14 protein-coding genes are annotated in these 10,847 nt (G+C 63.9%); 7 read left to right on the top strand and 7 right to left on the bottom strand.

Annotated elements, in window-relative coordinates:
* Positions 1-13 precede the first annotated feature (13 nt).
* The 6 genes from FEM01_RS04335 to FEM01_RS04310 form a co-directional block, all read right to left on the bottom strand.
* Complete coding sequence (locus tag FEM01_RS04335; protein WP_138218035.1) at positions 14-568, bottom strand: GNAT family N-acetyltransferase; 555 nt, start codon at positions 566-568, stop codon at positions 14-16.
* The gene (locus FEM01_RS04330) at positions 565-1,089 is read right to left on the bottom strand and encodes a phage tail protein (RefSeq protein WP_138218034.1); all 525 of its coding nucleotides are present in this window, start codon (positions 1,087-1,089) and stop codon (positions 565-567) included. The genes FEM01_RS04335 and FEM01_RS04330 overlap by 4 nt, the downstream gene beginning before the upstream one ends.
* A 31-nt stretch (positions 1,090-1,120) precedes the next feature.
* The gene (locus tag FEM01_RS04325) at positions 1,121-1,684 is read right to left on the bottom strand and encodes a phage tail protein (protein WP_138218033.1); all 564 of its coding nucleotides are present in this window, start codon (positions 1,682-1,684) and stop codon (positions 1,121-1,123) included.
* Positions 1,685-1,708: 24 nt separating this feature from the next.
* A complete protein-coding gene (locus FEM01_RS04320; RefSeq protein ID WP_138218032.1) occupies positions 1,709-2,257 on the bottom strand; it encodes a phage tail protein in 549 nt (182 codons plus the stop codon).
* 227 nt (positions 2,258-2,484) lie between these two features.
* Positions 2,485-2,748, bottom strand: coding sequence for a hypothetical protein (locus FEM01_RS04315; RefSeq protein WP_138218031.1), 264 nt, complete (start codon positions 2,746-2,748; stop codon positions 2,485-2,487).
* A 3-nt stretch (positions 2,749-2,751) separates the two neighbouring features.
* Complete coding sequence (locus FEM01_RS04310; RefSeq protein WP_138218030.1) at positions 2,752-4,083, bottom strand: MFS transporter; 1,332 nt, start codon at positions 4,081-4,083, stop codon at positions 2,752-2,754.
* Between the two features lie 300 nt (positions 4,084-4,383).
* On the opposite strand from FEM01_RS04310, the gene FEM01_RS04305 reads away from it, so the two are divergent.
* The 3 genes from FEM01_RS04305 to FEM01_RS04295 all read left to right on the top strand — a co-directional run bounded on the left by FEM01_RS04305 (position 4,384) and on the right by FEM01_RS04295 (position 7,707).
* Positions 4,384-5,094: a YebC/PmpR family DNA-binding transcriptional regulator gene (locus FEM01_RS04305; protein ID WP_138218029.1), complete on the top strand. Its 711-nt coding sequence runs from the start codon at positions 4,384-4,386 to the stop codon at positions 5,092-5,094.
* An 80-nt stretch (positions 5,095-5,174) separates the two neighbouring features.
* A complete protein-coding gene (locus FEM01_RS04300; RefSeq protein ID WP_138218028.1) occupies positions 5,175-6,119 on the top strand; it encodes a LysR family transcriptional regulator in 945 nt (314 codons plus the stop codon).
* A gap of 175 nt (positions 6,120-6,294) precedes the next feature.
* The gene (locus FEM01_RS04295) at positions 6,295-7,707 is read left to right on the top strand and encodes a DOPA decarboxylase (protein ID WP_138218027.1); all 1,413 of its coding nucleotides are present in this window, start codon (positions 6,295-6,297) and stop codon (positions 7,705-7,707) included.
* A 77-nt stretch (positions 7,708-7,784) separates the two neighbouring features.
* Here FEM01_RS04295 and FEM01_RS04290 read toward each other — a convergent pair whose 3' ends face one another.
* The gene (locus tag FEM01_RS04290; RefSeq protein WP_138218026.1) at positions 7,785-8,792 is read right to left on the bottom strand and encodes a GlxA family transcriptional regulator; all 1,008 of its coding nucleotides are present in this window, start codon (positions 8,790-8,792) and stop codon (positions 7,785-7,787) included.
* A gap of 133 nt (positions 8,793-8,925) precedes the next feature.
* Here FEM01_RS04290 and FEM01_RS04285 point away from each other — a divergent pair, with 133 nt between their 5' ends.
* The 4 genes from FEM01_RS04285 (at position 8,926) to FEM01_RS04270 (ending at position 10,747) form a co-directional block, all read left to right on the top strand.
* Positions 8,926-9,393 (top strand): FAD/FMN-containing dehydrogenase, encoded by a 468-nt coding sequence (locus FEM01_RS04285; RefSeq protein ID WP_138218025.1) that lies wholly within the window; start codon positions 8,926-8,928, stop codon positions 9,391-9,393.
* Positions 9,394-9,475: 82 nt separating this feature from the next.
* Entirely contained in the window at positions 9,476-9,688 is a 213-nt protein-coding gene (locus FEM01_RS04280; protein WP_138218024.1) for a PLDc N-terminal domain-containing protein, read from the top strand.
* A 69-nt stretch (positions 9,689-9,757) separates the two neighbouring features.
* Positions 9,758-10,174 carry a RidA family protein gene (locus FEM01_RS04275; protein WP_138218023.1) on the top strand — a complete coding sequence of 139 codons (417 nt, stop codon included), beginning with the start codon at positions 9,758-9,760 and terminating at the stop codon, positions 10,172-10,174.
* Between the two features lie 72 nt (positions 10,175-10,246).
* Positions 10,247-10,747, top strand: a complete 501-nt coding sequence (locus tag FEM01_RS04270; RefSeq protein ID WP_138218022.1) for a GNAT family N-acetyltransferase — start codon at positions 10,247-10,249, stop codon at positions 10,745-10,747.
* Positions 10,748-10,847 lie beyond the last annotated feature (100 nt).

The following is a 10,847-nucleotide window of genomic DNA, read 5'->3' as shown; positions in this document are numbered from 1 at the left end:
CTGCAGAGGGCTGCTAGGTGTCCATGAGCGCGCTCCGTGTGGTGTCGGCCGGCACAGGCCGGAGCATTTGCAGGTAGACGCCCTGATCTTCGCTGGCCTTGAAGCCCAGGCGGGTGTAGAGCCGATGAGCCGGGCTCGAAGGTTCGACGCTCAAGCCGCAGGGTTTGCCCAGGTGATCGGCCAGGGCGAGCACCGCCCCGAGCAATTGGCTGCCCAGGCCCTGGCCCTGATAGGCCGGCAGCAGGGCAATGTCGACCACACGAACCTGGTGTTTTTCGAGCGACAGGCACAGCCGACCGATGGCTTGGGTGGCGTGCTCGACGATCAGGAAGTCGGCTCGCGGGTAGTGTTGCTCATAGTGCAGGCGCTGCGCCTGCGCCTGCCCATGCAGAAATACCAGGCGTTGTGCATCGCTCCATCCGGGCGCGGCACTGAATTCCTGCCAGCGGCGTGCCACGAACAGTTCGCGCAGCAACGGCGCATCCTCCTCGGCCTGCCTGCGCAAGCCGGGGAGGGCGTGGCCGGGCATTGCGCCCAGCAGTTGGTTGAGTGCGTCCAGGGTCGTCATTGGTGTGGCGGGAAGATCCCAGTGGTTGCGATGCAATAAACCAGCGTAAGGAACGGCTGCATGTTGTAGATCGGTTGCGAGTTGCCTGCGGTTGCCAAGGTGGACGGCGACAAGCTGGTATTGGGTGCAGGGCTGTACAGCGCGACCCGGGTCGGTTGTGTGGGTACGACGTTGTTCGCCGGAGTGTTGATCGCGGTACTTGCCTTTACTGCGGCGACCACGTTCAAGGTGTGGTTGTGAGGCGGCAGGTTGCTGACGGTCAGTTGCAGGGTGTCGCCGCCGGCTGCCGTGCCGGCCGGCCAGTTGGTCCCGGTGACTGCTGCACCGGCCCCTACCGCTGCGCGCCCGTTGAGGTTGGGCAGCATGAATGTGTTCCTGCCGTCGCCACCATAGGTGGTCCCGATCACCGCGAACAGCGCCTGGTTGGTCGTGATGCTAAGGGTCGCGCCATTGCAAAGCGCCCAGTCTTGGGGGATGTACTGGTAGGGGAACAGCCTGACTTCGCCGATAAAGGGTTCCATAGGTAACTCCGTCTGAAAAGGTGGCAGTTGGTCAGCTGAACGTTGGGTAGATGCCCTGCAGGCAGATGATGTAGTTCATCGCCAGCGACCCCATGATGTTGCTGCGCGGTACGCCGGCGCCGGCGACCGCGACCGCGTTGGGATGCAGTTGCACGGTAGGCGTGGCAGGCGTGGGCGGAGTGGTCACGGGTGCAGGGTCCGTGTACAGGCCGGTCACCACATTGGTTTTGGTCAGCGTGGCCAACATCAGGGTCGGGCCCGGCGCCGTTTCGGTGGCGGTGGCTTTGGTGGCGATGAACCCATGGGTGTGGGCGGGCATGTTGTCGTTTGTGATCGTTACCGTCTCGCTACCCCCGAAACTTCCGAAGGGACGATTGGTCAGGCCATTTCCCTGACCCTGGTTGACCGGAATGCGGCCGCGTAGGTCCGGCAGGGCGAACGTCGCAACACCATCACCGCCATAGGTTGTGCCGAGCAATGCGTAGAGTGCCGGGTAATTGCTGATGCGCAGCAGTGAGCCATCGCAGAAGCCCCAATTCTGCGGCGCATAGAGGCCGGCGAACAGGCGAACTTCACCAGTACAGGCGTCAGACATGAATGTTCTCCAATAAGGCTCGGGTTACGGGTGAGGTGGGTAATAGCCAACGGTGGCAATGCAGTAGTTCATGCTGAGAAACGGCTGAACGTTGTTCATTGGCGTGCCTGCACCACCGGCGCTGCCGACTGTTATCGGCGCCAGGCTGACCATCTGCGTGCCCGCGGCCGCATAGGCCGGTTGCGACGGCGCGCTGTAATCGACGGTGGTCGAGGAGGAAAAGTAGCCGTTGGTAGGGCTGGCCTGGTTGGTCGACAGGTTGCTGGCATTGACGAGGTGGGTATGTTGGGGCATCTGCGCCATGGTCATACTCACGGTTTCCTGGCCACCTACGCTGCCGACGGTGTGCGCACCCACCGGGGGGGTAGCCACATCGTTGCGCGAGATGGCCACACGGCCGCGCAGGTCTGGCAGGGCGAAATTGGTCGAGCCGTTGCCGCCGAAGGTCGTCCCGATCAACGCGAACAACAGCTGGTTATTAGTGATCTGGACCAGTTGGCCATTACACGGCAGCCAACCTTCGGGGATGCGGCCGAAAGCAAACAGGCGAATTTCGCCCACGAACGGTTCCATAACTCAAACTCCGTTTTAGGTATGAACATCAGGCAAACAGGCAAGTACACACTGAGGCGCGCGTGCCAGCGAATTCATGAAAGTCTGATAAACGACTACAACCTTCGAAGTGTGCACGTCCTTGGCATGGGCACCGTCATCCTTGGCTCTAGGGCTGTCGACCAGGGAGACGGGCCGGACAGTGGGGGATTGTTTGGATCCTATCCTGAGGTGGTGGGCAATTGCCATCACTTTGTTTCAGGTGCATGCAGCAAATATTCAAACGAGAGTTTGAAGGGTGTTTGGGTTGCCTTTAAATTGGCGCCATTTAATTTTCTTAATGCGAAATTAAATATTGAATAGCCTAAAAATCCATGCCGGATAGCTATTTGGCTCGGTAAGACATTGTTTTGTCGCGAACTGTCGTTATGCGCATTGCTGTGATTGAAACGGCTGCCTGGGAGGGCCCATGTCGCCGGCTTGCCGGCGACATGGGCTCCGTTCTGATTCACGCTTCAGGTCCGCTCTGCCTGGCCTGGCACCTCGCCTACAGGCTCGTCATGCAGCGACACCCGCGAGGTTTCCGGCAGCGCCAAGCCACCGATCAATGCCAGCAGTGCAATCACCACTAGGTAGAACGCCGGCGCCAGGCGGCTGCCACTTTGTTCGATCAACCACGTGGCGATCAGCGGTGCGGTGCCGCCGAACAGGGTGTAGGCCACGTTGTAGGTGATCGCCGAGGCCGTGTAGCGGCTGCGCGTTGGGAAGCACTCGGACAGCAGCGCGGCAGTCACCACGCCGCTCATCAAGGCGCCGATGGCCAGCAGGATCACCCCCAGCAGCGCGCCGCTGAGCGACCCGGAGCTGGCCAGCCAGTAAGCCGGGAACACCGCCAGCATCACCCAGATGCAGGTGAAACCGATGGTCCTCCGCCTACCTACGCGGTCGCTGAATGCGCCGGCCAGCGGGCAGCCGGCGGCGGCGAACAGCAGCGCCACGGTGGATACCAGCAGCGCCTGGGCGCGGCTCAGTTGGCCAACCGTCTGCAAGTAGGTGGCGAAGTAGGTCGTGAACATGTAGAACGACAGCGCGGTCAGCGAGATGAACGCACCCAGGTTGCGAATGGTGCGGCCGTGGTGGCGCAGGGTATCGGCCAGCGGTGAATGGGCGTGCTGCTTGCCTTCGGCGATGGCTTGGCGAAACGCCGGGGTTTCTTCCATGCGCCAGCGCAGGTACAGCCCCACCAGCCCCAGCGGTGCGGCCACCAGGAACGGGATACGCCAGCCCCAGGCATTCATGGCCTCGGCGCTCAGGCTGGCTTCCAGGCCATAGGCGATCACCGCTGCGCAGGCGAACGCCGAGAACGTCGATACCGGTACGAAACTGCCATAGAACGCGCGCTTGTTCTGCGGGGCGTGCTCCATCAGGTAGGCGCAGGCGCCAGCGTATTCACCGCCTGCGGAAAAACCCTGCAGGCAGCGCGCCAGGGTCAGCAGCGCGGGCGCCAGCACGCCGATGCTCGCGTAGGTCGGCAGCAGGCCGATCAAGGTGGTGGAGCCGGCCATCAGCAGGATGGTCAGCGACAGGATACGCTTGCGCCCGAGCCGGTCGCCGAGCGCGCCGAACACGATGCCGCCCAGCGGGCGCAGGGCGAAGGCCACGGCGAATACGGCGAAGGTCTTGAGCAAGGCGACACTGGGGTCATCGCTTTCGAAGAACTGGCTGGCGATGAGCGTGGCGAGGAATCCGTACACGGCAAAGTCGAACCATTCGACGAAGTTACCGATGGCCGAAGCGGCGATTACTCGGCGCAAGGTGGCGGGCGAAACCTCATGGGGACGGGACATGGATGTGCTCTCCGATGGTCTGGCAGCCTGGGCATATGCGGCGCACTCGTGGCGCGCCGTCGTTGTTATGGGGCCAGTAGAGCGGGTGAGCGACGTCGCTGCATAGCCCAGCACGACGCTGGGATACCCGTTACGACCGCAGGGTGCGCGGGCAGGCGGGCAGCCGCCTGTGCCACCGCAGGCCGGGCTGCGTGCCGGCTACTGCGATTTCTTGTCGAACCGCGTCGCGAGGGCGTATAAACTCTCCCCACTTTTTGGCCGGTCGCTTCCTGAACCGGCCCTTGAAACAAGAGAGTTGAAATGGGCGCACAGTGGAAAGCCAAGCATAGAGAAACCGCGGCCAACGCCAAGGGCAAGATCATGGGCAAACTGGCCAAGGAGATCCAGATCGCCGCCAAGTCGGGCGCCGACCCGGACATGAACCCGCGCCTGCGTCTGGCGGTGGAGCAGGCCAAGAAAGCCTCGATGACCCGCGAAACCCTCGAACGCGCCATTCGCAAGGGCGCAGGCCTCGATGGCGATGCCGTGCAGTACACCGCTGTCACCTATGAAGGCTACGCACCCCATCAGGTGCCGCTGATCGTCGAGTGCCAGACCGACAACGTCAACCGCACCGTGGCGCAGATTCGTGTGCTGTTCCGCAAGGGGCAACTGGGCGCCAGTGGTTCGGTGGCTTGGGACTTCAACCACGTAGGCTTGATCGAGGCCACCCCGAACGCCGCCGCAGATCCTGAAGAAGCCGCCATCGAGGCCGGTGCCCAGGACTTCGAAGCCGGTGAAGAAGAGGGGTCGACCTTGTTCATCACCGACACCACCGACCTGGACGCCGTACAGAAGGCCTTGCCTGACCAGGGCTTCACCGTGACCTCGGCGAAGATCGGTTACATCCCGAAGAACCCGGTGAGCGCCGCCAGCCTGAGCGCCGAGGCGCTGGCTGAGGTCGAAGCGTTCCTGGAAGCGATCGACGAGAACGAAGACGTACAGAACGTCTACGTCGGCCTGACGGACTGACCCGGATGTCGCCATCGCGGGGCAAGCCAGCGCTCACCTTTGCGCGCGGGCTTGCCCCGCGAGCGTTTTCGTAGCTCGCCATGACCCCCATTTTCGCTTCCCTGAGCCTTGCCCACCTGCGCACCCTCGACTGCCTGTTGCAGTTGAAAAATCTCAGTCATGCCGCCGAGCGCCTGAGGTGCAGCCAGAGTGCCCTTAGCCGTCAACTGGCGAGCCTGCGGGAAGCCTTCGACGACCCTTTGCTGGTGCGTCAAGGGCGTGGCTACGTGCTCAGTGAGCACGCCGAAACCCTGGTCGAGCCGCTGCGCCAGGTGCTCGATGAACTGGCCGCGCTGCGTCAGCCGGCGGCGTTCGACCCTGCCCGCTGCGAGCGGCGCTTCTGCCTGGCGGCCTCGGATTACGTGGCTGAGCACATGCTGCCGCGTTTAGTGGCGGCGCTCGAACGTGAGGCCCCCGGTGTGTCGCTGGAATACCGCACCTGGCAGGCCGGGCAATATGCCCTGCTGGCCAGTGGCGAGATCGACCTGGCCACCACGCTGTTCGATGAGTCGCCGCCCAACCTGCACGGCCGCCTGTTGGGCGAGGACCGCGCGGTGGCGCTGATGCGGCATGATCACCCGCTCGCTGCAAGGGCAGTGCTGGATCAGCAGGACTACCTGGCCTTCAAGCATGTGCGCGTCTCTGGCGGGGGCGACAAGGACAGTTTCATCGACCGTCACTTACGTGCCCAGGGTTTGCAGCGGCGGATCAGCCTGGAGGTGCCGTTCTTCAGCGCCATGGTGCAGGTGATCGGTCAGGGCGAGGCCCTGGCCACGGTGCCGGAGCACATTGCCCGCCAGCTCGCCCGTCTGCATGGCCTGGCCTGGCGACCGCTGGGCTTTGTCGAGCACACCCAGCGCTATTGGGTGGTCTGGCACCAGCGTCTGCAGGCCTCGGCCGAGCATCGCTGGTTGCGCAATCGGGTCTACGAGCTGTGGCGCGCCTCGCAGTTCGGTGTACACGGCGGGCATGCGCCTTCGCCATAGCAGCTATGCGCGAAGCGGGGTTATTCGCAGCAGAGCTGACGCCTAGACTGGAGTCCAGCAGAGCCTGTGCCAGCCCTTTCGCGGGTAAACCCGCTCTAGGTACGCGTGACCTGTGGGAGCGGGTTTACCCGCGAAAGGGCCGGCACAGGTGATCCACGAACCCCAGGAGCGACCCGTGACCCCCGAACAATTTCGCCAGTACGGCCACCAACTGATCGACCTGATCGCCGACTACCGCCAGACCGTCGCCGAGCGCCCGGTGATGGCCCAGGTTCAGCCGGGTTACCTCAAGGCCGCCTTGCCCGATGCGGCGCCCCTCCAGGGCGAGCCCTTCGAGGCGATTGTGCAGGATGTCGAGCGCTTGTTGATGCCGGGTCTTTCGCATTGGCAGCACCCGGACTTCTACGGCTACTTCCCCTCCAACGGCACGCTGTCGTCGGTGCTGGGCGACTTTCTCAGCACGGGCCTCGGCGTGCTCGGCCTGTCCTGGCAGTCCAGCCCGGCCCTGAGCGAGCTGGAAGAGACGACCCTGGACTGGCTGCGCCAACTGCTGGGCTTGTCGAGCCAGTGGAGCGGGGTGATCCAGGATACCGCCTCGACCAGCACCCTGGTCGCGCTGATCTGCGCCCGCGAGCGCAGCACCGATTACGCGCTGGTGCGCGGGGGCCTGCAAGCCCAGGCAAAGCCCCTGATCGTCTACGTCAGCGCCCACGCCCACAGTTCAGTGGACAAGGCCGCGCTGCTGGCTGGGTTCGGGCGTGACAACATCCGCCTGATCGCCACCGACGAGCATTTCGCTATGCGCCCGGAGGCGTTACGCGAGGCCATTGCCCAGGACCTGGCGGCGGGTAACCAGCCCTGCGCGGTGGTCGCCACCACCGGCACCACCGCGACCACCGCACTGGACCCGTTGCGTCCGATTGGCGAGATCGCCCAGGCGCACCAGTTGTGGCTGCACGTGGACTCGGCCATGGCCGGCTCTGCGATGATCCTGCCCGAGTGTCGCTGGATGTGGGACGGCATCGAGCTGGCCGACTCGGTGGTGGTCAATGCGCACAAGTGGCTGGGAGTGGCTTTCGACTGCTCGATCTATTACGTGCGTGATCCGCAGCACCTGATCCGGGTGATGAGCACCAACCCCAGCTACCTGCAATCGGCGGTCGATGGCGAGGTGAAGAATCTGCGTGACTGGGGGATTCCACTGGGGCGCAGGTTCCGCGCGCTGAAGCTGTGGTTCATGTTGCGCTGCGAAGGCGTCGAGGCCCTGCAACAGCGGCTGCGCCGCGACTTGGACAATGCGCGTTGGCTGGCCGAGCAGGTTGAGGCTGCCGAGGGTTGGGAGCTGTTGGCGCCGGTGCAGTTGCAGACGTTGTGCATTCGCCATCGACCCCAAGGGTTGCAAGAGGACGCGCTGGATGCGCATACCCGTGGTTGGGCCGAGCGTTTGAATGCGTCCGGTGACGCGTATGTCACCCCGGCGACCTTGCAAGGCCGCTGGATGGTGCGGGTGTCGGTGGGTGCACTGCCGACCGAGCGGGGGGATGTCGAGCGGCTGTGGGCGCGTTTGCAGGCCATTGTGGCGCGGTGATCAAGAGGGCCGCTCTAAGCGGCCCAATCCAGTAACCGCGAAAGGTCACTGACCGGCATTAGCCCGTTGGGCTGGGTTCATTCGCCCAGCCGTTGCTCGCGCGAGGGCGGGTAGCCGAAATAGGCCGCATAGCACTTGCTGAAATGCGAGACCGAGACGAACCCGCAGGCCACCGCGACCTCCATCACCGACAGGTCCGAATACTGCAACAGGCGCCGGCTCTTGGTGATGCGCAATTCCATGTAGTAACGCCGTGGCGAGGTGCCGAGCTGAGCCTGGAACAGCCTGTCGATCTGCCGCCGCGAGCGGCCCGAATAGGCAGCCAGCTGATCCAGGCTGAGGGTTTCCTCGAGGTTGTTCTCCATCAATTCGACGATGGTGCGCAGGTGCAGGCTCATCGACTTCTTCGCCCCCGGCCCAACCTGACGATAGCGCGCCCCGGAGAACGACAGGATCTCCTCCACGCCTTCTGCCAGCGCGTCGCCGTGCAAGCGCCGCACCAGCCCGAGCATCAACTCCATGGCGCCGTTGGGGCTGGCGGCAGTCAGGCGGTCGCGATCCAGGGTGAAGCTGGCCGGCGTGATGCGGGTTTGCGGGCTGCATTCGGCAAGGCTGGCACGTTGCTCGGGGTGTACGCTGCATCCATAGTCATCGAGTACCCCGGCGCGGGCCAGGAACCACGCACCATTCCACAGCCCGCCCAGGGTCATGCCATCGGCGGCGCAATCGCCCAGCAGGCGGTCGAGGGCAGGATACTTGAGTGCCGTACGCAAACCGCCACAGATCACCAGCAGATCGAGTGCTTTCAGGTTGCTCGCATCAAGGGGTGTGGCGACCAGCTCCAGGCCCAGATCGCTGAGCACCCGGTCGCCGCCCAACGACAGCGCAGTGAAGGCAAAGCTCTCGGCGCGCAGCAGGTTAGCGGTGACCAACACATCCATGGCCACGGTAAAGCTGGCCATGGAAAAATGCTCGAGGAGCACGAAGTCGACCCGGTAGGGGCGCTGCGCGTTACCCTCGTTGTTCTTGAGCCGCAGCATATTGCTGGTGCTGGCCTTCTTGCTGAACTGGCGTGGTGTGGGCACTGCGGACTCCGTTTCCTGGCTGGCGCGATGAGTGTGCAAGGCGGCGCGCGGAAAGACAACACCGCGCGCGCCGAGCAGTCCCTGGCGTGGTTGCGCTATGCTGACCACCCATCGATCCAGGACGTGTTCCGCCATGAAATATGCCGCCGCACTGCTGTTGAGCCTGTTACCCCTGATTGCCCATGCTGTCGAGCCAGGTGAGCGCCTGGCCCCGTGGACGCTGCTGGACCAGTATGAGCAGCCTTACAGCTTGAATGCCGACACACGCCTGTTGCTGGTGGCCCGCGACATGGACGGTGCCAAGCTGGTCAAGGCCGCGTTGGCCGATCAGCCCAAGGGTTACCTCGAAGCCCGCGGTGCGGTGTTCGTCGCTGACATCGAGCGCATGCCGGCCGTGATCAGCAAGCTGTTCGCCATCCCCGCCATGCGTGACTACAGCTATCGGGTGATGCTCGACCGCGACGGGCGTGTGGCCAGCCGCTATGCCGGGACCGAAGGCCAGGTGCTGTGGCTGACGCTGGACCACGGGGTACTGGTGGAGCAGCGTGAATATGCCGACGCTGCGCTGCTCAAGGCCGCGTTACAAGCGTTGGGCAACTGATGCGTGGCACTGCGGCGAAATCCAGTTGAACCCTCGGCACTGGGCATGACCCAACCCTGTACATGCCAACGGGAGAAGGTTCATGGAAATTGGAACGATCTGGATCATCGTCGCGCTTGCGGTGATCGCCCTGGAAATTTTCGCCATCTGGCACATCATCGGCAGCGAGCGACGCGCCGAACGCAAGATGCTGTGGATCGTATTCGTGGTTTACGCACCGTTCCCAGGCTTGCTGGTCTGGGCTTGGCGGGGTCCGCGGGCGGTGAAGGGGCGGGCTGTGCTGGAGGAAAAATGATTTGGGCTTGACCTCAAGTTAACCCAAGGTTTGATACTTCGGCGCTCTTTCCCACGATGGAGCGCCCACATGGCCCAGTCCACCGCATTCTCCCTGTGCAACCCTGAAGGGCTCTACGACCCGAGCCCTAACGCCTATTCCCATCTCGCCGAGGTGCGCCCAGGTAGCCGCTTGTTGGCGGTAGCCGGGCAGGGCGGGGAAGATGCGCAGGGGCGCCTGGCGCCTGATTTCGAGGTACAGGCCCGGCAGGCGCTGGCCAACTTGCGGCTCGCCCTGGCAGCCAAGGGCGCTGGGCTTGGCGATGTGTACAAGCTCACCTTGCTGATCGTCGATCACAGCGAGCCACGCCTGCGCCAGTGGGTGGCCGAGGCCCAGCAGGCGTGGGCCGGGGCGATGCTCCCCACCTGCACGCTGATCCCCGTGCCGCGCCTGGCGCTCGATGGCATGTTGATCGAGATCGATGCACTGGCAGCATTGCCCGCCTGATAAGCGTCGGCCGATGGTGGGGCGCGGGCCACACGGCTACAATCGCGCTCCCTTCCTTCGCCCGAGCCCGCCATGCCTGCCTCCATCGAACTGCTACCGACCGGTCCCGAGCAGGCTGAGCTTGTGCGCAACCTGTACCAGTTCTACGCCTACGAATCGTCCGACTGGGAGCAGGAGGATGTCGAGGTGGACGGACGTTTCTATGTGCATGAACCGCACTTGCAACGCTACTGGCAGTCGCCCGGCTGGGGCGCGTACCTGGTGCTGGTGGACGGGTTCATCGCAGGTTTCGTGCTGATCGAGGGCAGCGAAGTGCCGGGGTTGGAGGCGCGGGAACTGGCGGACCTGTTCATCCTCAAGCGTTATAGGCGCCAGGGCGTGGGCAGCGCTGTGGCCCGTCAGTTTCTGTGCCATGGCCAGGCCAACTGGCTGTTGCGCTGTTATGGCGGCGATGCGTCTGCCCTGGCCTTCTGCCAGGCGTTGTTGGCGGATCTGCCACGTGCGGTGGAGGAAATCGCGTTGGATGACGAGCCGAATTTGCGCAACTTCCTGGTGAGCGGGGTGCGGCACTGAAGTGCGCGGCGTATTTTTCGTCATGAACTGACCTAAGCCGTTCGTCAGCCGGCATAATGCCAGTATTTTGCGCGTCCTAGCTGACCTGACCCAGGAGCTC

It is taken from the genome of Pseudomonas mosselii, assembly GCF_005796105.1.
Classification (GTDB): Bacteria; Pseudomonadota; Gammaproteobacteria; order Pseudomonadales; family Pseudomonadaceae; genus Aquipseudomonas; species Aquipseudomonas mosselii_C.
This window is presented reverse-complemented; position numbering and strand designations above follow the sequence as displayed.